A 22,071-nucleotide genomic window follows, 5' to 3' on the forward strand; every position below is an offset into this window, starting at 1 on the left:
CCGACAGAACACACGGCGGCCGGGCGGAACTTCCCGTCGGTCGCCGTTTCTTATCCTTCCCTGCCCTCCTTCCGGAAATACCCTTGGATATCCTGCTCTACGCGCTGTCCGCCCTGTTGGTGCTCGCCGGCCTCGCCGGCACCGTGTTCCCCGCCCTGCCCGGCCTGCCGCTGATGCTGGGCGGCCTGCTGCTGGCGGGCTGGGTAGGCGACTTCCAGCAGATCGGCGCGGTCACACTGAGCCTGCTGGCGCTGCTCACCGCCATCGGTCTCGCCGTCGATTTCGTGGCCGGCCTGCTCGGCGCCAAGGCCACCGGCGCCAGCCGGCAGGCGCTGTGGGGCGCGGTCATCGGCAGCGTGGTCGGGCTGTTCCTCGGGCTGGCGGGCGTCATTCTCGGCCCGCTGGTCGGCGCGGCGATCGGCGAATTCCTCGCCCGGCGCGACGTCTACCAGGCCGGCAAGGTCGGGCTCGGCACCTTCGCCGGCTTCATCGTCGGCACCGTGGCCAAGATCGGCTGCGCCTTCGCCATGCTGGCGACGTTCGCGCTGGCGCTGGTTTTCTAAAGCCGGCACCACAGCACGGTGGGGAGCTCGCCCCGCTGCCAGGCTTGTCGGTCCCTTCCTGCCGGTCGAAGCCGGTTCCTGCCGGAACCCTCCCCACCTCTTGGGCTTTTGGTAGAATCCCCCGGTTAACGATGCAACCAATCAGCGTGGAACCGTCATGGCTCAATACGTAATGTCTATGCTCCGCGTGAGCAAGATCGTCCCTCCCAAGCGTCAGATCATCAAGGATATCTCGCTGTCGTTCTTCCCCGGCGCCAAGATCGGCCTGCTGGGCCTGAACGGCGCCGGCAAGTCGACCGTGCTCAAGATCATGGCCGGCGTCGACAAGGAATACGACGGCGAGGTGCAGCACCTGGCCGGCGTCAAGATCGGCTACCTGCCGCAGGAACCGCAACTCAACGCCGACAAGACCGTGCGCGAGGAAGTGGAAAGCGGCATGGGCGACGTGATGGGCGCGCAGAAGCGCCTGGAAGAGGTGTACGCCGCCTACGCCGAACCGGATGCCGACTTCGATGCGCTGGCCGAAGAACAGGCGCGCCTGGAGGCGATCATCTCCGCCGGAGCCGGCGACAACGTCGAGCACCAGCTCGAGATCGCCGCCGACGCACTGCGTCTGCCGCCGTGGGATGCCAAGATCGGTCCGCTGTCGGGTGGTGAAAAGCGCCGCGTAGCGCTGTGCAAGCTGTTGCTGTCGCAGCCGGACATGCTGCTGCTCGACGAGCCGACCAACCACCTCGACGCCGAGTCGGTGGAATGGCTGGAGCAGTTTCTGGTGCGCTTCCCCGGCACCGTGGTCGCGGTGACCCACGACCGCTACTTCCTCGACAATGCCGCCGAGTGGATCCTGGAACTGGACCGCGGCGAGGGTATCCCGTGGAAGGGCAACTACTCCAGTTGGCTGGAGCAGAAGGAAGCGCGCCTGGAGCAGGAAACCAAGCAGGAAGGCGCGCGCATGAAGGCGATGAAGCAGGAACTGGAATGGGTGCGCCAGAACCCGAAAGGCCGTCAGGCCAAATCCAAGGCGCGTATCGCCCGCTTCGAGGAGCTGTCGAGCTTCGAGCACCAGAAGCGCAACGAGACCCAGGAGATCTTCATCCCGGTGGCCGAGCGCCTGGGCAACGAGGTGATCGAGTTCGACGGCGTGTCCAAGGGCTTCGGCGACCGCCTGTTGATCGACAACCTGTCGTTCAAGGTGCCGCCGGGCGCCATCGTCGGCATCATCGGCCCGAACGGTGCCGGTAAGTCGACGCTGTTCAAGATGATCGCCGGCAAGGAGCAGCCGGATGCCGGCACGGTGAAGATCGGCCAGACCGTGCAGATGGCCTTCGTCGAGCAGACGCGCGAGGGGCTGGAGGCGGACAAGACGGTGTTCGAGGACGTGTCCGGCGGGCTCGACATCCTCAACGTCGGCAAGTTCGAGATGTCGAGCCGGGCGTATCTCGGCCGCTTCAACTTCAAGGGCGCCGACCAGCAGAAGAAGGTCGGCATGCTCTCCGGCGGCGAGCGCGGCCGTCTGCATCTGGCCAAGACCCTGCTCAAGGGCGGCAACGTGCTGTTGCTCGACGAACCGTCCAACGACCTCGACGTGGAAACCCTGCGCGCGCTGGAAGACGCACTGCTGGAATTCGCCGGCACCGTGTTCGTGATCAGCCACGACCGCTGGTTCCTCGACCGTATCGCCACCCACATCCTGGCGGCGGAAGGCGAGTCGCAGTGGACCTTCTTCGACGGCAACTACCAGGAATACGAAGCCGACAAGAAGCGCCGCCTGGGCGAGGAAGGCGCCAAGCCCAAGCGCATCCGCTACAAGCCGATCACGCGCTGAGTCCCCGCCAGCCGCTTCAGACCAACCCCGCTCCGCCCCGTGGCGCAGCGGGGTTTCTTTGCGCGTGAACAAACCGTAACAATTGTTTCGTCAGCGGGGGCTTCAAACCCGCCGCGAAACGTGCCTAGAATGGGTCGTCTTTTTGCGAAGGGGCATTCGTCCCCCACCGTGAAAGGTGTGCAGGCTCATGCGGGGCCCATGCGTTGCCAGGGCGCCCGGCGGCCGTAAAAAAATCAAATACGCAGAGGAGAATCCTCATGGAAAGCCAGTTCCACTTCCTGCCCACCGTCGCACTCCCGCCCACCACCGACCTGATCCGCCTCGATGCGCGTCCCCGGCCCTCGGTCACCATGGACAGTCCCGCTCTCGAGGTGATGACCGATCTGAAAACGGTCGATCCGGTTAGCGTGTACGAAGACACTCCGCTCGACGACGCCCACCACGAAATGGTCAGCCGCGGCATCCGGCTGCTGTTCGTGACCGACGCCGCAGACCGCCTCGCGGGCCTGGTGACGGCCACCGACATGCTGGGGGAGCGGCCGATGCAGTGCATGCTCGGCCACAACAAGCGCCGCGCCGACCTGCTGGTGCGCGACGTGATGACGCCGCGCACCGAGCTCGAGGCCTTGAAGCTCGAGGACGTCGCCAGTGCCAAGGTCGGCCACATGGTCGCCACCATGAAGCAGCACGGCCGCCAGCACGCGCTGGTAGTGGAACTCAATCCGACAACCGGCCACTACGAAGTGTGCGGCCTGTTCTCGACCACGCACATGGCGCGCCGCCTCGGCATCTCGCTGAATTTCATCCGCGTGCCACAGGCCTTCTCCGAGATCCAGCACTCGCTGCTGCACGAAAGTTGAATGCCCGGCGACCCCGCCCGGAGGCAGCCCGATGGCTGCCTTTTTTCATCCGCGCGCTCGGCGCCGTGACCGCCCGCGCCATGAATTTCTCTCATACCCCGATGGCCAGAAATCATTTGTTCCGCCGCCTTGCCCTCCCTTAGCCTACGGGCATCGGCTCATACCGCCGACTACAAAGGGAGAAAACGATGTCCTGCAAAAAAGTACTCACGCTGACCCTGCTGTGCGCCCTGCCCTGGCTGGCCCAGGCCCAGACCGTGCGCATCGTGACCGACGCCAGCTATCCGCCGTTCTCGAAGATGAACCCGGATGGCAGCATCACCGGCTTCGATCCGGACATCACCCGCGCGCTGTGCGCCGAGGCCAAGCTGGAGTGCGAGCTGAAGGCGATGGACTTCGACGGCATCATCCCGGCACTGCAGGCCAAGAAATTCGACGTGGCGATCGCCTCGATGAGCATCACGCCGGAGCGCGCCAAGGTGGTCGACTTCAGCGACATGTACTTCAAGATTCCCGGCCGCCTGATGGCCAAGGAAGGCACCCAGATCAACGACGCCTGGTTCAAGGGCAAGAAGATCGGCGTGCTGCGCAGCTCGACCCAGATGCAGGAGGCCACCGCCAAGTGGGCGCCGATGGGCAGCAAGATCAAGGTCTACAGCAAGATCACCGACGCCTTCCTCGACCTGACCGGCCAGCGCCTCGACGCCGTCTACCTGGACGCCACCATCGGCGAGTCGGACTTCCTGCAAAAGCCGATGGGCAAGGGCTTCGCCTTTGTCGGTCCGGTCTACAACGACCCGAAGTACTACATGGGCGCGGCGATGGCAGTGGGCAAGGGCAACAAGGAATTGCGTGCCAAGCTCAACACGGCGCTCAAGCAGATTCTCAGCAACGGCACTTACAAGCAGATCCAGGCCAAGTACTTCAGCTACGACATCTACCCGTTCAAGTAATCCCCTCTCCTTCCCGACCTTCCGGCGGGCATGGCATAGCCGTGCCCGCCGCCGAAAGCCCCGTCATGACCAAGACCGCCTACGCCGAAATCCACCTGCCCGCGCTGCGCCGCAATTACGCCCAGGCCAAGAGGCTGGCCGGCTCGGCACGGGTCTGGGCCGTGGTGAAATCGGACGCCTACGGCCACGGCCTCACGCGCGTGGCCTTGGCACTGCCGCACGCCGACGGCTTCGCGCTGATCCAGCCGGACGACGCCGTGACGCTGCGCCACGCCGGCATCGGCGCGCCGATCCTGCTGCTGGAAGGAGCGCTGGAGGAAGGCGATATCGATACCGCCGCGCAGCACCGTCTCGAGCTGGTGCTGCGCTCGGAACACCAGTTGCAGTGGCTGCTCAAGAAGGCGCGGCCGGTCACGGTGTGGGTCAAGGTCAATACCGGCATGAACCGCTTCGGCTTCACCCCGGAGCGGGCGCTGGCGGTGGTACGCCAGTTGCAAGCGACGTCGTTCTGCCGCGTTGCCGGGCTGATGACGCACTTCGCCTGCGCCGACCAGCTCGGCACGCCGCTGGACGAGCCCTGGCGGCGCTTCATGCAGGTGGTCGAGGCCACCGGCCTGCCGTTCACCGCCGCCAACAGCGCGGCCGTGCTGCGCGAAACGCGCACCCACGGCGCGGCAGTGCGGGTCGGCGGGCTACTCTACAACAACAATCCGTTCTACCCCGACACCCGGCTGTGGTCCGAGGCCATCGAACCGGTGATGCGCTTCGCCGCCCGCATCGTGCACGTCGACACGCTCCGGGCCGGCGACAGCATCGGCTACGGCGCGGCCTTCACCGCCAGCCACGACATGCGCATCGGCATCGTCGGTGCCGGCTACGGCGACGGCTACCCGCGCGCCGCGCCCTCCGGCACCCCGGTACTGGTGGGCGGCCAGCGTGCCGCGCTGGTGGGACGGGTGGCGATGAACGTGCTGGCGATCGACCTCTCGGCGCTACCGGCGGTGCAGATCGGCGACGAGGTGACGTTGTGGGGCGCGCCCGGACTGAGCTGCGACGAGATCGCCTGGTGCTGCGGCACCATCAGCGAAGAGTTGCAGTGCGCATTGACGAGTCGGGTGCCGATCCGGCAGATTGTGGTGGACTCCACCGTGCCCGCCCCGTCCGATGAACAAACTTCCCCCGCTCAATGCCTTGCGCATCTTTGAAGCGGTCGCCCGGTTGCAAAGCTTCACCAAGGCGGCCGAGGCGCTGTACCTGACGCAAAGCGCGGTCAGCCACCAGATCCGCAAACTGGAAGAGCATTTCGGCTTTCCGCTACTGATCCGTGGCCAGCGCGGCATCGACCTGACCCCGGAAGGCGCCCTGCTGCAGCATAGCGTGCACGACGCACTGCAGCAGATCGGACAGACCTGCGACCAGCTCAACCAGCGCCGCCACGCCATCCGCATCAAGTCGCCGCCATCGATCGCGGTGCGCTGGCTGGTGCCGCACCTGCAGGGCTTCAAGCAGCAGTTTCCCGACCTCGACATCAGCGTGAGCACGGTGTGGGAAGAAAAGCCGGTGTTCGACTGGGGCCTGTTCGACCTCGCCATCCAGTACGGCAACGGGGACTGGCCCGGCGTCACGGTGGAGCGGCTGCATCAGGAGCGGCTTATCCCGGTGGCGGCCCCTGCGCTATTGCGGGGCCGCTCTGGCCTGACGCCTGACGAGCTCGGCACGCTGACGCTGATCCACTCCACGCGCGACCGCCGCGACTGGCGACTGTGGCTGGAACTGGGCGCAGCGGAATGGCCCAGGGGGCAGAAGGAACTGCTGTTCGACGCCGACGTGATGGCGGTGGAGGCGGCGCGCTGCGGGCTGGGCGTGGCGCTGGTCGATCCGTTCATCGTGCAGGATGCCCTCGATAACGGCAGCCTGCTGGCACCCTTCGATCGCACCTTGCTCACCGGCCAGGCCTACTACCTGGTGCGGCCGCCGCACGAGCGCCACTCGCGCCGGCTGCAGCCGCTGGTCGAATGGCTGCAGAACACCATCTAGCGCATCACGATTGGGCGTGCCCTTGGTGCCCACGGCTTGGTAAAATGCACGCCAACCCGCCTTCATCCAGGATTCCAGCGTGAGCGCCATCCCCGACATCAAGCCCGGGCAGTCGATTGAACTGCTCAAGGAACTGCACATCCTCACCCGCGACGGCAAGCTCAACCAGGACAGCCGCCGCAAGCTGAAACAGGTCTACCACCTGTTCCAGTTCATCGAACCGCTGCTGGCCGAAGTGCTGGCCGAGCGCGGCGACCTGACCCTGGCCGACCACGGTGCCGGCAAGTCCTATCTCGGCTTCATCCTGTACGACCTGTTCCTCAAGGACAAGGGCGTGGGCCACATCTACGGCATCGAGACCCGCGCCGAACTGGTGGAACGCTCGCGCGAACTGGCGGCACGGCTCGCCTTCGAGCGCATGTCCTTTCTCGACCTGACGGTGGAGCAGTCGATCACCTCGCCGCTGCTGCCGGAGCGCATCGACGTGGTCACCGCGCTGCACGCCTGCAACACCGCCACCGACGACGCCATCAAGTTCGCGCTGAACAAGCAGGCGCGCTTCATCGTGCTGGTGCCGTGCTGCCAGGCCGAGGTGGCCGCGGTGCTGCGCAAGAACAAGAACCAGAGCTTCGGCCTGACGCCGCTGTCGGAAATCTGGCGCCACCCGATCCACACCCGCGAATTCGGCAGCCAGCTCACCAACGTGCTGCGCTGCCTGCAGCTGGAGGCGCACGGCTACCAGCTGACGGTGACCGAGTTGGTCGGCTGGGAGCACTCGATGAAGAACGAGCTGATCATCGCCCGCCGCACCGATGCCCCGCGCAAGAACGCCCAGCAGCGGCTGGAGAGCATTCTGCACGAGCTCAACCTGGACGAGCTGCGGGAACGCTTCGTCTACTGAGCCAAGACCCCGGCTTCGGTCAACCTGCAGATAGCGGCCAGGATTGGCCGAAGCGTTCCGCCGACCATGCATACCGCATGACTCCCGGCCTACAATGACAGACACCTCCCTCGCGAAAGGCCTGTCATGATCACGCTGTACACCTTCGGCCCGGCGCTGGGCCTGCCAGACCTCAGCCCCTTCGTGATGAAAGCCGAACTGCTGCTGAAGATGGCCGGCCTGCCCTACCAGTGCGATACCCACGGCTTTCGCCGGGCGCCCAAGGGCAAACTGCCCTATCTCGACGACGACGGCGAGCGCATCGCCGACTCCACCCTGATCCGCTTCCACCTGGAGCGCAAGTACGCCATCGACTTCGACGCCGGCTACGACGCGCGCGAGCGCGCGCTGGCCTGGGCGGTGGAAAAGATGCTGGAAGAACACCTCTACTTCACCGTGGTGCACGCGCGCTGGGTCATCGACACCAACTTCGAACGCGGTCCGGCGCGCTTCTTCGCCGCCGTGCCGGCTCCGTTGCGGCCGCTGGTCACCGCCCTGGTGCGGCGCAAGATCCGGCACTCGCTGTACGCCCAAGGCATCGGCCGTCATAGCCAGAGCGAAATCGAAACGCTGGGCTGCCGCGACATCGACGCCCTGGCCGCGCTGCTCGGCGACCGGCCCTACCTGCTCGGCGATACCCCGTGCGGCGCCGACGCCAGCGTCTACGCCTTCGTCGCCGGACTACTGTGCCCGGTGTTCGACACCGCCTTGCGCACGCAGACCGAGCACCACGCCAACCTCTGCGCCTACGCCGCCCGCATGCAGGCGCGCTACTACCCTGTCACGGCCTGAGCCGCCTCTCCCGCTTCACCAATGTCACGATGGCATATCTCCCCCTCCCAGGCCCATCACAAAAAAGCGGCCATCCGCAGGGATGGCCGAAGCAGGGCTGGAGAAACCGGGCAGCATGGAAATCAGTAGCGGTCCGGAGCATCCCGGTAGTCGTAGCGGGGCTGGGGTTCAGGATAACCGCGATAGTCGTAACGGTTCTGGTCGTCGTGGCGCTGGCGACGGATCTCTTCCGACAGGGCCTGCTCGCTGCGTGCCAGCCGGCGCTGCTCGTAATAGGACAGGTAACCGTCGGCCAGATAGGCCCGGCGCTGATCCTTGAGATCGTCCAGCTGGCGCAGCAAGCGGCGCGCTTCCCAGCGGGTCAGCGAACCATCTCGCACACCCCGCTCGATACGAACCTGGAAGGATCGGTAGGACGGATAGGGCTGGTAGTATGCCGGATCCGGCCGCTCGTACATGCCGTCCTTGGCAAAGGACGTCAACGGCAACAGACACAGGGCGACAAGCAAGGCACGTTTCATGATGAGGCTCCTTTGCGCGGTAAGAACGTGCTTGCAGTGTAAAAAGCAAGTTTGTCTGATCTATGTCGCGCCCCCGGCGCCTTGTTAAAAGATGTTAAATGGCAAGGCCCCCGCGCCTCTCCGGTCTGCGATTAACCGTCTAAACTTAATGGATACCGAAGACATGCCAGATTGAATATGAAGAGGACAACCGTGCCAGGTGGAAAGCACGCCGACGCGGCCCGCCTCTTACCAGAGCCCGCACCGGCTCAGCGGCGTTCCCCTGCCGCAGCACACCGAAGCCCCACGACCTCCTGATGACAATGCCACCTTGTACGAGGAGAACGGGGAATGAATCGGATTCTGCATCCCTTGATCAGCGTAACGCTGCTGTCGCTCGCCATCATCCTGCAGCCGGCAGGATTAACCGCCGCCCCAGGCCGGCCTCGTCGCCTCAGCGGCGCCACACCAGCCGGCCCGCTTTGCGCGAGACGTGGATGCTGGTTTCGTCGACCCAGCGGGCGTAGGGCAACGAACACAGATAGATGGCCAGGAGCGAGGCCAGCAGGCTCAGCAGCGCGGCACCGGTGTAGGACAGTTCCGGACGCAGGGCGTTGAACACCGCCGGCGCCACGGTCGCCAGCACCAGCATGTGCAGCAGGTAGGCCGAAAACGACAGCCGCCCGAGCCACGCCATGGCGCGCCCCGACAGGCACTGCCCTAGCCAGGGGCTCTTCAGCGCCGCCCAGACGATCAGCATTCCCCCCAGCGCATTGGCCAGATCATAGTTGCTCATCGATTCGCCGCGCCACGTCAAGGCCAGATGCTGCTCGATGAAGCGGTAGGAGCGGCTCTCCTCGTGATAGCCGACGAGATACAGCCCAGCCAGCAGCAGCAAGGCGGCCACGACGCGGCTATCGACGGTCCATTCACTCGCCGCCAGCCAGATCCCGAACACGAACAGCGCGTAGTACATGCCGTCGCCCCCCGGCACCAGCCACAAACAGGCCAGGGCGGCAACCGGCAACAGCCAGCCCGGACGCGACCAATACACCAGCAGGGCGGCAAGCCCATACACCAGCAGCGAACCGAAGAACTCGACGCGCATCGTCCACAGTGCCCAGTTGTAGTCAGACGCCCCCCACAAGATGGTCTCGACCGTCCCCTGCCGGAGAGCGCTCGTCAGCGAGAAATCGAAACTGCCGAACAAGCGAATCCATTCGCCGAGCGCCTGCCGATCGACCTGCGGCAGCACGAAGGCGAATACCGCCCAGGCCAGCAGGCAAGTGGCCAGGATGGGCAGCATCAGACGGAAATAACGACGCACCACCATACCGGGCAGGGACCGAACCAGACCGGTCTGACCCAATACGCTACGCCCCAGCACGAAACCGCTCAGTACGAAAAACACCGATACTGCCCCGGCGCCGGAATAAAAAAAACCGAAGGGCGAATCGAACACCCAGCGCTCGAACCCCGAGCGCAACTCGTCGACATCGCCGTGCAGATAGGGCCAGAACGTCAGTGCGGAATGGGAAAGAATGACCGCGAGGGCCGCCAGGCCGCGCACCCCCTCCACGGCCAGATTCTTGTTGCTCATGGATCCAGAACCATCCGATCCGTCATCAAAGCGAAGCATTATAAAGCCTGAGGCGACAAGCCACAGCGCTAACTTGTCATAAAGTCAAGAGCGCACGGCCAGACGCTTGCCGTGCTCCGCGCATTCCCCTACTCTTGCGCCAGTTCTCCAGCTTTACGAGCCTCTCATCGTGCAGAAACGCTATACCCTGCCCCTGCTGCTGACCGCTTGCCTGGCCGGCTGTGCCAGCACGGCCACCCCGGTCAGCCAGCCAGCCGCCCCCATCGTCATGCCGCCGGACGGCTACCCGCGGCCCGACGCCGCCTCGTCGCCGTCGGCAGAAGCATTGTCCGCCGACGTGCCGCCGATCGAAACGCCGCTCACCATCGTGCCGCCCCCCGTCGGCAAGCCGGCCGCGCCGGCACCGCGCGTACCCGCGATCAGCGAAGCGCAAGGGCGCGCCACCCTGGACAAGGCCCTGCCGCCCAAGATCCGTGACCGCGCCGGCTGGACCGAGGACATCTTCGACGCCTTCACCGCACTGAAGCTGCCCTACACCGCGGAAAACTTCTGCGCCGCCGCGGCGGTGATCGAACAGGAATCGAGCTGGCAGTCCGACCCGGTGGTGCCAGGGCTGCCCAATATCGTCTGGGGCAAGATCGGCGAAAAGGCCGCGGGCTATCACATTCCCCTGCCGCTGGTGAAGACCGCCCTGCTCAAACCCTCGCCCAACGGCCGCAGCTACAAGGAACGCATCGACAGTCTGCGCACCGAGAAGCAGATGAACGAGCTGTACGAGGACATGTCGGCCGAAGCGGAGAAAATCGGTTTTCCCACCATCATGAAGAAGAACCCGATCCGCACCGGCGGACCGATGCAGGTCAGCATCGAGTTCGCCGAAGGCCATGTGCGTGCCTGGCCCTACCCTTACCCGCGCAAAGGCGGCCTGCGTAACGAAGTGTTCAGCCGCCGCGGCGGCCTCTACTTCGGCATCGCCATCCTGCTGCAATACCCGGCCCCCTACAAGGACATGCAGTACCGCTTCGCCGACTTCAACGCCGGCCGCTACAGCAGCCGCAACGCCGCCTTCCAGACCGTGGTCGGCCGGCTCAGCGGGCGAAAGCTCGCGCGCGACGGCGACCTCCTGAGCTACGAGAAGGGGCAGGCCAACGGCGGCAGCACCTTGAGCGCCCTGCAGACGCTGGACAACCGCCTGGGCATGAGCGACAGCGCCATCCTGCGCGACCTGAAGCAGGAAAAATTCGCCGCCTTCGGCCAGACCGAGCTGTACCGCAAGGTCTATGCCCTGGCCGACCCGCTCTACGGCGGCCAGGCGCCGCGCGAACAGTATCCGCAGATCAAGCTGAAAAGCCCCAAGATTACGCGCAAGCTAACCACCGAGTGGTTTGCCGAGCGGGTGAACGGGCGCTACCAGACCTGCCTGCAACGCGCAACGCGTTGAGCATGGCGACCAGCCGGGGGGGGGCAAGCCCCCGGCCCGGCCAGCCAGAGAGCTGGGCATTCCGACACAAGATCGAGTAAGCGGAAGAGAAAAAGACAAAGCAAGAAAGCCAGCCCGTAGGCTGGCTTTCTTACTGAAACTGGCGTCCCCACGGGGATTCGAACCCCGGTTACCGCCGTGAAAGGGCGATGTCCTAGGCCTCTAGACGATGGGGACAGTGGCGCATCCGGAGCGATTCGAACGCCCGACCCTCTGGTTCGTAGCCAGATACTCTATCCAACTGAGCTACGGATGCGCTGGCGGAGAAAGAGGGATTCGAACCCTCGATACAGGTTTAAGCCCGTATGCTTCCTTAGCAGGGAAGTGCCTTCGACCACTCGGCCATTTCTCCGTGAGAGAGACGCCATATTAAAGATGGCGTCCTACCCTGTCAAGCCCTGTTATCCAGTTATCAGGCCTCGGCTACCTGATCCAGGCCGAAGGCCTTGTGCAGCACGCGCACGCCCAGTTCGAGGTATTTCTCGTCGACCAGCACCGACACCTTGATCTCCGAGGTGGAGATCAGCTGGATGTTGATGCCCTCTTCGGCCAGGGTGCGGAACATGGTCGAGGCGATGCCGCAGTGCGAGCGCATGCCGACACCGACGATGGAGATCTTGGCGACCTTGTCGTCGGCGTCGATCTTGGTGGCGCCGATGTGGGTCTGCACGTCGCGCAGGATGCCCAGGGTGCGCTGGAACTCGCCGCGCGGCACGGTGAAGGAGAAGTCGGTGGTGCCGTGCTCGCCGACGTTCTGGATGATCATGTCCACTTCGATGTTGGCGTCGGCAATCGGGCCCAGGATCTGGTAGGCGATGCCCGGCTTGTCCGGCACGCCTTTCACGTTGATGCGCGCTTCGTTACGGTCAAATGCGATGCCTGCTACTACGGCCTTTTCCATGTTTTGGTCTTCCTCGAACGTGATCAGTGTGCCTTCTCCTTCCTCTTCGAAACTGGAGAGTACACGCAGCCGAACCTTGTACTTGCCGGCGAATTCTACCGAGCGGATCTGCAGCACCTTGGAGCCCAGGCTCGCCATCTCGATCATTTCCTCGAAGGTAATGGTCTTGAGGCGGCGCGCTTCCGGCACCACGCGCGGGTCGGTGGTGTAGACGCCGTCGACGTCGGTGTAGATCTGGCACTCGTCGGCCTTGAGCGCGGCAGCCAGCGCCACGGCCGAGGTATCGGAACCGCCACGGCCGAGCGTGGTGATGTTGCGGCCTTCGTCGATGCCCTGGAAGCCGGCCACGATGACCACCTGGCCGGCCTCGAGGTCGGCGCGCATGGCGGCGTCGTCGATCGACTGGATGCGGGCCTTGCTGTACGAGCTGTCGGTCACGACCGGCACCTGCCAGCCGCAGTAGCTCTTGGCCGGCACGCCGATTTCCTTCAGCGCCATCGCCAACAGACCGATGGTGACCTGTTCGCCGGTGGAAACGAGCACGTCGAGTTCGCGTGCGTCGGGGTATGCCTGGATGTCCTTGGCCAGACCGATCAGACGGTTGGTTTCGCCGCTCATGGCGGAAACCACGATCACCAGATCATGTCCCTGAGCCTTCCATTTGGCGATGCGCCGGGCGACATTCTTGATGCGCTCGGTGGTGCCCACCGAGGTGCCGCCGTACTTCTGTACGATGAGTGCCATGCTTGCTCTTATAGGGGGAAATAAAAAATTCGAACCCCGATTCTGACCATATCTTGGGGCGAATTGCAAGGGCGTTTTCGGGCAATATCCAGCCCGCGCCCCGCAACGTCGCCAATCGAGCCGGGACGGGCGCTCGAGCCATGTACAATTTCACCAACAAACGGCGGAAAACCGCCATTTTCCTCCACAGAATGGCCGCAGACGGGTGTTTGCTTCCATGACGTGGAATCCTGCCGGTTTCCTCCCGATCGAGCGGCAAGGGTTACTCCGCATTGGCAAAGCCGGGACGGCAGGCGTTTAATTCAACATGACATCCCTGCCCGCCGTGGAAAACGCATCGGAAGGTCCCAATGAAAGTCGGCTTGTTCATCCCCTGTTTCGTCAACGAACTGTTTCCCCATGTCGCCATGGCCACGCTGGAGCTCTTGGAAGGCTACGGCGTGGAGGTCGCCTATCCCATGGAACAGTCCTGTTGCGGCCAGCCGCTGGCCAATAACGGCGACAGCGCCGGCGCCTGCGACGCCGCCCTGCGCTTCACCGCGGTGTTCAAGGACTTCGATTACGTGGTGGCGCCGTCCGGCAGCTGCGTGGCGCACGTCACGCACCATTACCCGTGGTACATCGCCGACAACGCCGACTTCCAGCGCCTGAAGCCGCGCGTCTACGAGATCGTCGAGTTCCTGCAGGACGTGCTGAAGGTGGACAGGCTGCCCAAGCCGGTGCATTTCCCGCACAAGGTGTCGATCCACCAGAGCTGCCACGGCCTGCGCGAGCTGCACCATGCCAGCCCGAGCGAGCTGATGATTCCCTACCAGTCGCGGCTGGAACGCATCCTGCAACTGGTCGACGGCATCGAGATCGGCCTGCCGGAACGGCGCGACGAGTGCTGTGGTTTTGGCGGCACCTTCAGCGTGGATGAGGCCGAGGTGTCGGTGGCGATGGGACGCGACCGCGTAGCCCAGCACGAGGCCACCGGTGCCGAGTACATCGTCGGCGCCGACCCGTCCTGTCTGATGCACATGGGCGGCATCATCCGCCACAACGGCCGCCCCATCCGCCCGCTGCACGTGGTGGAAATCCTCACCGGTCGCGGAGGTGCGGCATGAAGCCAGAGAATCTCTATCATCCTGACGCCGCGCGCGAGTTCCTGGCCGACGGCGCGCGCGCCCGCTGGCACGATCAGGCGATCTGGTTCGTGCGCCAGAAGCGCGACGCCCAGGCCCAGCAGCTGCCGGAGTGGGAGGAGCTGCGCAAACTGGCCGAGCAGATCAAGGCGCATACGCTGTCCCGGCTCGACGAGTACCTGGTCCAGTTCGAGGAGAACGCCCGCCACAACGGCGTCACCGTGCACTTCGCCGCCGACGCCGCCGAGCACAACCGCATCGTGCACCAGCTGCTGGCCGCCAGGCAGGTCAAGAAGCTGGTGAAGTCGAAGTCGATGCTGACCGAGGAGTGCGGCCTGAATCCCTACCTGGAGGAACGCGGCATCGAGGTGATCGACACCGACCTGGGCGAGCGCATCGTGCAGCTTCGGCACGAGCCGCCGAGCCACATCGTGATGCCGGCGATTCACCTGAAGAAGGAGCAGATTTCCGAGCTGTTCCATGCCGAACTCGGCACCGAAGCCGGCAACAACGACCCGACCTACCTGACCCACGCCGCGCGCGCCAACCTGCGCCAGCACTTCCTGACCGCGGACGCCGGGCTAACCGGGGTCAACTTCGCCGTCGCCGAGACCGGCGGCGTGGTAGTGTGCACCAACGAGGGCAACGCCGACCTCGGCACCGCGCTGCCGCCACTGCACATCGCCTCGATGGGCATCGAGAAGATCATCCCCAGGCTCGAGCACCTAGGCGTGTTCACGCGGCTGCTGGCGCGCTCGGCGATCGGTTCGCCGGTGACCACCTACACCTCGCACTTCCACCGCGCCCGGCCGGGCGGCGAGATGCACATCGTCGTCGTCGACAACGGCCGCAGCGACATTCTCGGCAACCCGGACTTCTACGCCTCGCTGCGCTGCATCCGTTGCGGTGCCTGCATGAACACCTGTCCGGTGTACCGGCGCAGCTCCGGCCACAGCTACAGCTACATCATCCCCGGGCCGATCGGCTCCACGCTGGGACCGAGCCGCGATATCAGGAAGCACGGCAGCATGGCCTTCGCCTGCACCACCTGCGGTTCGTGTTCCAACGTCTGCCCGGTGAAGATCAACCTGCACGAGCAGTTGATCCTGCAGCGCAAGCGCGCCTTCGATGCCGGCACGCTGAAGCCGGCCAAGAAGATGGGGCTGTTGGCGATGCGCTTCCTGACCCGACACCCTGCCTTGCTCGACACCGCCGGCAAGGCGATGCGCAAGGTGGTGCCGATCCTGCCCGCCTTCGTCAAGGACGGCACCGCCTGGAGCCGGCCGGGACGCGAGCTGCCCGAGATGCCGGAGCACAGCTTCAAGGAACTCTACCGCCGCCGCCAGGAGGACAAGCAATGAGCAGCCGCGACGCCATGCTGGCCAAGATTCGCCGCAACCGCCCGGAGGGCCCGGCTCTGCCCGACATCCACGCCGTGCCGTTCGTCACCTTCGACGACAAGTTCGCCGCCTTCGCCGGGCTGATCCGCAACCTGGGCGGGGAAGCGGTGATGCTGGCGGAAGGCCAGACCGTGGCCGAGGTGGTGGCGCGGCGCTGGCCGAACCCCGGCCGCGTGGTCGACCTGACCCTGATGCAGCACGCGGAAGCCTTCACCCCACACGACTGGCAGGACGTCGACATCGCCATCGTGCCCGGCGATCTGGCCGTGGCGGAGAACGCCGCGGTGTGGATCAGCCACCCCGACAACATCTTCCGCTCGCTTTACTTCCTCACCGAAAAACTGGTGATGGTGGTGCCCAGGGACAAGCTGGTCGACACCATGCGCGATGCCTACGGCCAGATCGCCATCCGCGAGCACGGCTTCGGCGCCTTCATCGCCGGCTCGTCGCGCACCGCCGACATCGAGCAGAGCCTGGTGATGGGCGCACACGGCGCCATGGCGGCGCTGGTGATCTTCTGCTGACCGCCTCCCCTACCCTTTTCCCTCATTTGGTGTGTTGCTCTGCCACAGACCCCGCTCGCGGGTCTGTGATTGTTGACAACCCCCTTTTGCGAAGCGGAAGGGGGTTGTCGTGTAAACAGGAAGGCTGCGGATTCCATAACGGATCAGGAGCGGCCCGGCTTTGCCGGGTCCGGTAGAATCTGAACAGGATACTTTGTCAGCAGCCTGAGACCCCGCTCGCGGGGTCTCTTTTTTTGTTCGGCACACATGAAAAACCCCGCCACAGCGGCGGGGTCGAGGAACGGGACTTACTTGTAACGCGGCGGCAGGAGCAACGCCGGGATCTCGCGCTGGCGCTTGCCGGCGCGGGGCTTGAGCACCTTGCGCGGCTCGCCGTTGTCGGGCTTGCGCGGAAGCTCGCCGGACGGCGCACCGCCCTGGGAACGGGAAGCGCCGCGGCCGCCGCGTGAGCCCTCCAGCGGGCGGCGCGCCGTGCTGGCGATCTCCTCTGGCGGGCGCTCCAGCCACGACGGCCAGAAGCCGGAAACCGGCTGCGGCGTCAGCTTCTGGCGCGTCAGCTTTTCGATCGCCTCGAGCTGCTTGCCCTCATCCTGGCCCATCAGCGAGATGGCCACGCCGGAGGCGCCGGCCCGGCCGGTGCGGCCGATGCGGTGCACGTAGTCCTCCGGCGCGTTGGGCAGCTCGAAGTTGACCACGTAGGGCAGTTCGGAAATGTCCAGCCCGCGCGCCGCCACGTCGGTCGCCACCAGCACCTTGACCTCGCCGTTCTTGAACGCCGTCAGGGTTTCCAGCCGCGCCCCCTGGGCCTTGTCGCCGTGGATCGCCTCGGCGGCGTGGCCGTCGCGCTTCAGGTCGCGCGCCAGTTGGTCGGCGGAGAGCTTGGTCTTGCAGAACACGATGACCTGCCCCATCTGGCGCTCGCGGATCAGGTGCGACAGCAGGTAGCGCTTGCGCTGGCTGTCTACCGAGAACACCAGTTGCTCGACCTGGGCGTTGGTGGAGTTCTGCCGCGCCACCTCCACGGTCTGCGGATCGCGCATGAACTCTTCGGCCAGGCGCTTGATCTCCGGCGCGAAGGTGGCGGAGAACAGCAGGGTCTGACGCGTACGCGGCAGCATGCCGAGAATCTTGCGGATATCGTTGATGAAGCCCATGTCCAGCATGCGGTCGGCTTCGTCCAGCACCAGCACGTCGACCTTGTTGAGCTGCACGGTCTTCTGGCCGACGTGGTCGAGCAGGCGGCCCGGCGTGGCGATCAGGATTTCCACGCCGCGGCGCAGTTCCTGCGTCTGCGGGTCCATGTTGACCCCGCCGAACACCACGGTGGAGCGCAGTGGCAGGTACTTGGTGTAGGCCGCGGCATTGACCGCGATCTGGTCGGCCAGCTCGCGCGTCGGCGACAGGACCAGCGCACGCACCGGGTGCATCGCCGGCGAGGCACTGGTGCTGGCGAATTTCTTCAGACGTTCCAGGATAGGCAGCATGAACGCTGCCGTCTTGCCGGTGCCGGTCTGTGCGGCAGCGAGCAGGTCGCGTCCGGACAGCACCAGCGGGATGGCTTTGGCCTGGATCGGCGTGGGCTCGGAATAGCCCTGCTCGTCGATGGCGCGGAGAATCTCCGGCGACAGCCCAAGCTCGGCAAATGACATGAACAATACTCCTGCGGTAACACCCGGGACGGCCGATCACGGGCCGGCCGTCTCGAAAAGAATGTTGGTTTCAGTGACAAATAAAAAGGCTGACGCCGCCCTAAGGCGGCGCCAGCCGGTCGTTCAGCTCAGTTGGGCCGCGACGCTGATCAAGAGGATCACGAACAGCCACAGCAAGGCGGAGCGCCACACCAGGCCCACCGCGCTCTTCAGGTAGTCGGGGTCGGACTCCTCGCCCAGCCCCAGCTCCGGGCGGAACTTGATGGTGTAGTCCTGCCGCACCGGATCGCCCAGCTTGACGCCAAGTGCGCCGGCCGCCGAAGCGAGCAGAATGCCGTGCGCGTAATGCCCCCAGGTGCGGGCCTGCGAGCGCCAGCAATAGAGCGCATCCTCGAAGTCGCCCATGATGGCGAAGCTGATCGCCGTCAGGCGCACCGGAATCCAGTCCAGCCAGCTCATGGCGCGCGCCGCGAAGCGGCCGAACAGATCGTCGCCCGAGCTGCGCTCGCCCCACTTCTGGTGCAGGATGTAGCTCAGACGGTACAGCACGGCGCCGGCCGGGCCCGGCAGGACCAGGAACCAGAACATGGTGCCGAACACGTGGCGATAGCTGTCCACCACGCCCTGCTCGATCGACAGCCGGGAGATCTCGTTGACCGACAGCTCCGCCGTCGGCTGGCCGGTCCAGTGCGCCAGCGTCTGGCGCGCGTCGAAATCGCGCCCTTCCGACAAGGCCAGGGATATCTCGGAAAACGAGCTGGAAAAGTGGCGGAACCCCATGGTCAGGTACAGCACCAGCACGTTCCACGCCAGCCCCAGCACCGGGCTGATCGCCATCAACAAGTAATACCCCCCCAGCGCCACCAGGAGCGGCGGCAGCATCGCCGCCAGCCACGCCATCACGCCGTGCCGGTTAAAGCCGGCATTCAGGTTGCGCTCCAGGTGGTTGGCATAACGGGTGAACAGCAGCCAGACCCGGTTGCGGTTACCCAGCGGGCGGAGTTGCTCGAGTGCGAGTGCGAGGATGAGAGATAACAGGGTCATGGCTTATGGTCTTGAGGTGGTCTCTGGCCCAGACGCACGATACCACAAAGGCATCGTCCCGCCCACCCGAGCCACTCAAGCCGAGCCGAGATGGCGGCCGCCGCCGGAGAGCGTGGGCAAGGATCCGTCCTTGCCGTAACCGAGCGTGGAGATGGCTGCCTGGCGCAGCACCTCGAGCGTTTCCTCGGTCTGGGCGAGGTGGCGATCGACCAGTTGGCCGTTCAGGCGGTTGATCGCCTGCACCTGCTTGAGCGCGCTGTCGAGCTCGCCCCAGGCCTCCCGGGCGGCAGCCTTGTCGGCGAGCCAGGCGTGCACCCGCTCGGCATCGGTCAGGCCGGCCTCCTGCATCAGCCCGGCACGCTCACGGGCCTGGGCGGCCAGTTGTTCGAGCAGGCGCGTCTTTTCCGCGGCAAGCGGTTCGAGCGCCGCCACATCGTTGCGGATCAGCACTGCCTGCTCCCGCTGCATCAGGGCCGCCAGTTCCTTGAGCAGGGTGGTTTCACTGTGGCACAGCGCGATGAAGGTGTCGGCTTGCGGCATGCGGCGGGCGTCCGGCGAAGGAAGGATCGAACTCAACGGGACAGCAGTTCCTGCGCCGAGGCGATGAGCTGATCGGCGATCTTGTCCGGGTTGATCTGGAACGAACCGGAAGCGATGGCCTGCTTGATGGCGTCCACCTTGGCCGCGTCGAATGCCGGCTCAGCGCTCACCTCGCGCTCGATGGCGCCGATCTTGGGGTTGATGGCGACATTTTCCGAGGCGGCGGCGCTATCGGATGTTTTGGGCGTGCTCTCCCGTCGCACGGACTTGCTCAGGGCGCCATACGCTCCGAGTGCCTTGCTCGTGTTGTCGATTTTCATGGCTTACGTCCTTCCACGAGAGAGATTGGGGGATTTGGCTTTATTATCGACTGAAAAAACAGAATCTTGAGCATTTTATTTTCAAAATGACACCAGCACGCTGCCGTCGGCCTGAACCACGCCGCTGACCTCCCGCCCGCTCGCCATCCTCACCCGCACCGTTTCCCCGACGGCGGCATTGCCGCGCGCCGTACCATCGGCATTCACGGCAAAACCGTCGCCACGAGCCACCACCCGAACCCGCTGGTTGGTCCTGACCACGTCGGGTTGCTGCAACATGAAGCTCCTGAGCCAGCCCCCCGCCGGCACGCTGCTCTTCATGCTCTGGCCGATGGCCTGGTCGAGCCGGTTGAGCACGTTGCGCCCCAGCGCCGGCGAGTTCATCTCGACCAGCTTGACATCCTCCTGCGACAGCACCTCGCCGGCCTTGAGCGGCCGGGTCGCCACCACGCCCATGCGTTTTTCGGTGATCGTCACCAGCAAGCGCAAGGACCAGCCCGCAGAGGGGCAAGACAGATCGAGCGAGCTGTTGCCCACGGGCGCAGCCCCTGGCGTCCATCCCACCTGCGGCTGCTCGCAGGCAGGGAGCGCCAGGCGTGGGTCCAGCCGGCCCAGCGTGAAGCTGGCCGGGCGATAGCGCAGCTCCTGCTCGACGAAGCGCCGCGCCGCCTGCTCCAGCGCCGCCAGGTTCTGCGTGGCCGCCATCAGCTGGAGCGGAAACAGCAGCGCCGCCAGCAGGACCGATAATGCGATAAGGCATTTTTGCATGCGGTTCATTCTACCCGAGAAATGGCCCGGCCGAGGGCGCAGCGGCGGACATGAGAAAGGCCCCTCTCGGGGCCTTGGTCGAATCATCGAGCAACGCGGATCAGGCCAGCGCCTGCTCGATGAACCGCTTGACCGCTGCCGCGTCGGCGTCGAACACCGTCACGCGCTGCGGCAGGTTCTCGATGCCGTCGAAGCCGGCCGGGCGCGGCGGATCGCGGTCCAGCGCCTCGCGGATGGTGTCGGCGAACTTGGCCGGCAGGGCGGTTTCCAGGCAGACAATGGTCTCGCCAGGCTGGCGCAGTTCGCGCGCCACCTTGATGCCGTCGGCGGTGTGGGTGTCGACCACCACGCCGTCCTCGGCATCCACCGCGCGGATGGTGGCGAGGCGATCTGCGTGCGTGCTCTTGCCGGAGACGAAGCCGAACTGCTCGCGTACGGCAGCCAGCTGGTCCGACAGGTCAAAGCCCTCGCCCGAGTCCACTTTGGCCCACAGCTCGCGCACCTTGGCCGGGTCGCGACCGACCAGGTCGAACACGAAGCGCTCGAAGTTGGACGCCTTGGAGATGTCCATCGACGGGCTGGAGGTGACCCAGGTGTTGGCGGTGCCGCGCGGGCGGTAAACGCCGGTGCGGAAAAACTCGTCGAGCACGTCGTTCTCGTTGGTGGCGACGATCAGGCGCTCGATCGGCAGGCCCATCTGCTTGGCAATGTGGCCGGCGCAGACGTTGCCGAAGTTGCCGGACGGCACGCAGAAGCTGACCTTCTCATCGTTGCCGGCGGTGGCGTTGAAATAGCCCTTGAAGTAGTACACCACCTGCGCCACCACGCGCGCCCAGTTGATCGAGTTGACCGTGCCGATCTTGTGGCGCGCCTTGAAGGCGTGATCGTTCTGCACCGCCTTCACGATGTCCTGGCAGTCGTCGAACATGCCCTTGATGGCGATGTTATGGATGTTCTCGTCCTGCAGGCTGTACATCTGCGCGCGCTGGAACGGGCTCATCAGGCCATCCGGGCTCAGCATGAACACGTTGATGCCGGCCTTGCCGCGCATCGCGTACTCGGCCGCCGAGCCGGTATCGCCCGAGGTGGCGCCGACGATGTTGAGCTGCTCACCCTTCTTGGCCAGCACGTACTCGAACAGGTTGCCGAGGAACTGCATCGCCATGTCCTTGAACGCCAGGGTCGGTCCGTTGGACAGCTCCAGAATCACCAGACCGTTCTTCAGGCGCTTGACCGGGGTGATCTCGGCCGAGCCGTACACCTCGGCGGTGTAGGTGCGATCGAGGATGTCCTTGAGGTCGGCCTCGGGGATATCGGTGGCGAACAGGCGGATCACCTCGAACGCCAGTTCGGCGTAGGAGAGACCGCGCCAGGCGTCGAGCTGTTCACGGCCGATCTGCGGATAGCGCTCCGGCAGGGCCAGACCGCCGTCGGGCGCCAGCCCCATCAGGATGGTGTCGGAAAACGGCAGCGGCTGCATGCCGCCGCGGGTGCTGATGTAATGCAT

Annotated in this window: 21 protein-coding genes and 3 tRNA genes; 12 read left to right on the top strand and 12 right to left on the bottom strand. The window is 65.2% G+C overall.

The annotated features are described in order from the left end of the window. Window positions 1-83: 83 nt before the first annotated feature. The 8 genes from PSEMAI1_RS0116235 to PSEMAI1_RS0116270 all read left to right on the top strand — a co-directional run bounded on the left by PSEMAI1_RS0116235 (window position 84) and on the right by PSEMAI1_RS0116270 (window position 7,970). Entirely contained in the window at window positions 84-563 is a 480-nt protein-coding gene (locus PSEMAI1_RS0116235; RefSeq protein ID WP_024303885.1) for a DUF456 domain-containing protein, read from the top strand. A 157-nt stretch (window positions 564-720) separates the two neighbouring features. Further along, complete coding sequence (gene ettA, locus PSEMAI1_RS0116240) at window positions 721-2,388, top strand: energy-dependent translational throttle protein EttA (RefSeq protein WP_024303886.1); 1,668 nt, start codon at window positions 721-723, stop codon at window positions 2,386-2,388. A gap of 257 nt (window positions 2,389-2,645) precedes the next feature. Continuing rightward, window positions 2,646-3,248, top strand: coding sequence for a CBS domain-containing protein (locus PSEMAI1_RS0116245; RefSeq protein ID WP_024303887.1), 603 nt, complete (start codon window positions 2,646-2,648; stop codon window positions 3,246-3,248). A gap of 188 nt (window positions 3,249-3,436) precedes the next feature. Continuing rightward, a complete protein-coding gene (locus PSEMAI1_RS0116250) occupies window positions 3,437-4,201 on the top strand; it encodes a transporter substrate-binding domain-containing protein (protein ID WP_024303888.1) in 765 nt (254 codons plus the stop codon). A gap of 65 nt (window positions 4,202-4,266) precedes the next feature. After that, window positions 4,267-5,406, top strand: coding sequence for an alanine racemase (gene alr, locus PSEMAI1_RS0116255; protein ID WP_024303889.1), 1,140 nt, complete (start codon window positions 4,267-4,269; stop codon window positions 5,404-5,406). Continuing rightward, window positions 5,366-6,238 carry a LysR substrate-binding domain-containing protein gene (locus tag PSEMAI1_RS0116260; RefSeq protein WP_024303890.1) on the top strand — a complete coding sequence of 291 codons (873 nt, stop codon included), beginning with the start codon at window positions 5,366-5,368 and terminating at the stop codon, window positions 6,236-6,238. The genes alr and PSEMAI1_RS0116260 overlap by 41 nt, the downstream gene beginning before the upstream one ends. Before the next feature lie 79 nt (window positions 6,239-6,317). Beyond that, a complete protein-coding gene (locus PSEMAI1_RS0116265; protein WP_024303891.1) occupies window positions 6,318-7,139 on the top strand; it encodes an SAM-dependent methyltransferase in 822 nt (273 codons plus the stop codon). A 126-nt stretch (window positions 7,140-7,265) separates the two neighbouring features. After that, a complete protein-coding gene (locus PSEMAI1_RS0116270) occupies window positions 7,266-7,970 on the top strand; it encodes a glutathione S-transferase family protein (protein WP_029770774.1) in 705 nt (234 codons plus the stop codon). A 122-nt stretch (window positions 7,971-8,092) separates the two neighbouring features. On the opposite strand, the gene PSEMAI1_RS0116275 is transcribed toward PSEMAI1_RS0116270, so the two are convergent. Together PSEMAI1_RS0116275 and PSEMAI1_RS0116280 are read right to left on the bottom strand one after the other, a co-directional pair. Then, the gene (locus tag PSEMAI1_RS0116275; protein ID WP_024303892.1) at window positions 8,093-8,491 is read right to left on the bottom strand and encodes a hypothetical protein; all 399 of its coding nucleotides are present in this window, start codon (window positions 8,489-8,491) and stop codon (window positions 8,093-8,095) included. 433 nt (window positions 8,492-8,924) lie between these two features. Then, window positions 8,925-10,070: an acyltransferase gene (locus tag PSEMAI1_RS0116280; RefSeq protein WP_024303893.1), complete on the bottom strand. Its 1,146-nt coding sequence runs from the start codon at window positions 10,068-10,070 to the stop codon at window positions 8,925-8,927. Between the two features lie 169 nt (window positions 10,071-10,239). Here PSEMAI1_RS0116280 and PSEMAI1_RS0116285 point away from each other — a divergent pair, with 169 nt between their 5' ends. After that, window positions 10,240-11,511 carry a DUF1615 domain-containing protein gene (locus tag PSEMAI1_RS0116285; protein ID WP_232219939.1) on the top strand — a complete coding sequence of 424 codons (1,272 nt, stop codon included), beginning with the start codon at window positions 10,240-10,242 and terminating at the stop codon, window positions 11,509-11,511. Between the two features lie 140 nt (window positions 11,512-11,651). Here the strand turns inward: PSEMAI1_RS0116285 and PSEMAI1_RS0116290 are convergent. The 4 genes from PSEMAI1_RS0116290 to PSEMAI1_RS0116305 form a co-directional block, all read right to left on the bottom strand. Continuing rightward, window positions 11,652-11,727 (bottom strand) — tRNA-Glu (locus tag PSEMAI1_RS0116290). Window positions 11,728-11,729: 2 nt separating this feature from the next. Next, window positions 11,730-11,806 (bottom strand) — tRNA-Arg (locus PSEMAI1_RS0116295). Between the two features lie 2 nt (window positions 11,807-11,808). Continuing rightward, a tRNA-Ser gene (locus PSEMAI1_RS0116300) sits at window positions 11,809-11,902 on the bottom strand. Window positions 11,903-11,962: 60 nt separating this feature from the next. After that, the gene (locus tag PSEMAI1_RS0116305) at window positions 11,963-13,195 is read right to left on the bottom strand and encodes an aspartate kinase (RefSeq protein ID WP_024303895.1); all 1,233 of its coding nucleotides are present in this window, start codon (window positions 13,193-13,195) and stop codon (window positions 11,963-11,965) included. A gap of 350 nt (window positions 13,196-13,545) precedes the next feature. Between PSEMAI1_RS0116305 and PSEMAI1_RS0116310 the strand changes: the two genes are divergently transcribed. The 3 genes from PSEMAI1_RS0116310 to PSEMAI1_RS0116320 are packed head-to-tail and all read left to right on the top strand — an operon-like array spanning window position 13,546 to window position 16,243. Continuing rightward, a complete protein-coding gene (locus tag PSEMAI1_RS0116310; protein WP_024303896.1) occupies window positions 13,546-14,301 on the top strand; it encodes a (Fe-S)-binding protein in 756 nt (251 codons plus the stop codon). Beyond that, window positions 14,298-15,680: a lactate utilization protein B gene (locus PSEMAI1_RS0116315; RefSeq protein WP_024303897.1), complete on the top strand. Its 1,383-nt coding sequence runs from the start codon at window positions 14,298-14,300 to the stop codon at window positions 15,678-15,680. The genes PSEMAI1_RS0116310 and PSEMAI1_RS0116315 overlap by 4 nt, the downstream gene beginning before the upstream one ends. After that, on the top strand, window positions 15,677-16,243 hold the full coding sequence (locus PSEMAI1_RS0116320) for an LUD domain-containing protein (protein WP_024303898.1): 567 nt from the start codon (window positions 15,677-15,679) through the stop codon (window positions 16,241-16,243). The genes PSEMAI1_RS0116315 and PSEMAI1_RS0116320 overlap by 4 nt, the downstream gene beginning before the upstream one ends. Window positions 16,244-16,530: 287 nt before the next feature. On the opposite strand, the gene PSEMAI1_RS0116325 is transcribed toward PSEMAI1_RS0116320, so the two are convergent. The 6 genes from PSEMAI1_RS0116325 to thrC form a co-directional block, all read right to left on the bottom strand. Next, window positions 16,531-17,892, bottom strand: a complete 1,362-nt coding sequence (locus tag PSEMAI1_RS0116325; protein ID WP_024303899.1) for a DEAD/DEAH box helicase — start codon at window positions 17,890-17,892, stop codon at window positions 16,531-16,533. Between the two features lie 123 nt (window positions 17,893-18,015). After that, complete coding sequence (locus PSEMAI1_RS0116330; RefSeq protein WP_024303900.1) at window positions 18,016-18,936, bottom strand: CobD/CbiB family protein; 921 nt, start codon at window positions 18,934-18,936, stop codon at window positions 18,016-18,018. A 75-nt stretch (window positions 18,937-19,011) separates the two neighbouring features. Continuing rightward, window positions 19,012-19,512 carry a flagella synthesis protein FlgN gene (locus PSEMAI1_RS0116335; RefSeq protein ID WP_232219940.1) on the bottom strand — a complete coding sequence of 167 codons (501 nt, stop codon included), beginning with the start codon at window positions 19,510-19,512 and terminating at the stop codon, window positions 19,012-19,014. Further along, window positions 19,509-19,796: a flagellar biosynthesis anti-sigma factor FlgM gene (flgM, locus tag PSEMAI1_RS0116340; protein ID WP_024303902.1), complete on the bottom strand. Its 288-nt coding sequence runs from the start codon at window positions 19,794-19,796 to the stop codon at window positions 19,509-19,511. Before flgM ends, PSEMAI1_RS0116335 begins: the two co-directional genes overlap by 4 nt. An 81-nt stretch (window positions 19,797-19,877) precedes the next feature. Next, the gene (gene flgA, locus PSEMAI1_RS0116345) at window positions 19,878-20,564 is read right to left on the bottom strand and encodes a flagellar basal body P-ring formation chaperone FlgA (protein ID WP_024303903.1); all 687 of its coding nucleotides are present in this window, start codon (window positions 20,562-20,564) and stop codon (window positions 19,878-19,880) included. Between the two features lie 100 nt (window positions 20,565-20,664). Beyond that, the gene (thrC, locus tag PSEMAI1_RS0116350; protein ID WP_024303904.1) at window positions 20,665-22,071 is read right to left on the bottom strand and encodes a threonine synthase; all 1,407 of its coding nucleotides are present in this window, start codon (window positions 22,069-22,071) and stop codon (window positions 20,665-20,667) included.

It is taken from the genome of Pseudogulbenkiania sp. MAI-1, assembly GCF_000527175.1.
GTDB lineage: Bacteria > Pseudomonadota > Gammaproteobacteria > Burkholderiales > Chromobacteriaceae > Pseudogulbenkiania.

Bases quoted from the DNA above. Each gene is read 5' to 3' on its own strand.
- ettA (WP_024303886.1), top strand. From the start codon at position 721: ATGGCTCAATACGTAATGTCTATGCTCCGCGTGAGCAAGATCGTCCCT.
- PSEMAI1_RS0116245 (WP_024303887.1), top strand. From the start codon at position 2,646: ATGGAAAGCCAGTTCCACTTCCTGCCCACCGTCGCACTCCCGCCCACC.
- PSEMAI1_RS0116250 (WP_024303888.1), top strand. From the start codon at position 3,437: ATGTCCTGCAAAAAAGTACTCACGCTGACCCTGCTGTGCGCCCTGCCC.
- alr (WP_024303889.1), top strand. From the start codon at position 4,267: ATGACCAAGACCGCCTACGCCGAAATCCACCTGCCCGCGCTGCGCCGC.
- PSEMAI1_RS0116260 (WP_024303890.1), top strand. From the start codon at position 5,366: ATGAACAAACTTCCCCCGCTCAATGCCTTGCGCATCTTTGAAGCGGTC.
- PSEMAI1_RS0116270 (WP_029770774.1), top strand. From the start codon at position 7,266: ATGATCACGCTGTACACCTTCGGCCCGGCGCTGGGCCTGCCAGACCTC.
- PSEMAI1_RS0116275 (WP_024303892.1), bottom strand. From the start codon at position 8,491: ATGAAACGTGCCTTGCTTGTCGCCCTGTGTCTGTTGCCGTTGACGTCC.
- PSEMAI1_RS0116280 (WP_024303893.1), bottom strand. From the start codon at position 10,070: ATGAGCAACAAGAATCTGGCCGTGGAGGGGGTGCGCGGCCTGGCGGCC.
- PSEMAI1_RS0116305 (WP_024303895.1), bottom strand. From the start codon at position 13,195: ATGGCACTCATCGTACAGAAGTACGGCGGCACCTCGGTGGGCACCACC.
- PSEMAI1_RS0116310 (WP_024303896.1), top strand. From the start codon at position 13,546: ATGAAAGTCGGCTTGTTCATCCCCTGTTTCGTCAACGAACTGTTTCCC.
- PSEMAI1_RS0116315 (WP_024303897.1), top strand. From the start codon at position 14,298: ATGAAGCCAGAGAATCTCTATCATCCTGACGCCGCGCGCGAGTTCCTG.
- PSEMAI1_RS0116320 (WP_024303898.1), top strand. From the start codon at position 15,677: ATGAGCAGCCGCGACGCCATGCTGGCCAAGATTCGCCGCAACCGCCCG.
- PSEMAI1_RS0116325 (WP_024303899.1), bottom strand. From the start codon at position 17,892: ATGTCATTTGCCGAGCTTGGGCTGTCGCCGGAGATTCTCCGCGCCATC.
- PSEMAI1_RS0116330 (WP_024303900.1), bottom strand. From the start codon at position 18,936: ATGACCCTGTTATCTCTCATCCTCGCACTCGCACTCGAGCAACTCCGC.
- flgM (WP_024303902.1), bottom strand. From the start codon at position 19,796: ATGAAAATCGACAACACGAGCAAGGCACTCGGAGCGTATGGCGCCCTG.
- flgA (WP_024303903.1), bottom strand. From the start codon at position 20,564: ATGCAAAAATGCCTTATCGCATTATCGGTCCTGCTGGCGGCGCTGCTG.
- thrC (WP_024303904.1), bottom strand. From the start codon at position 22,071: ATGCATTACATCAGCACCCGCGGCGGCATGCAGCCGCTGCCGTTTTCC.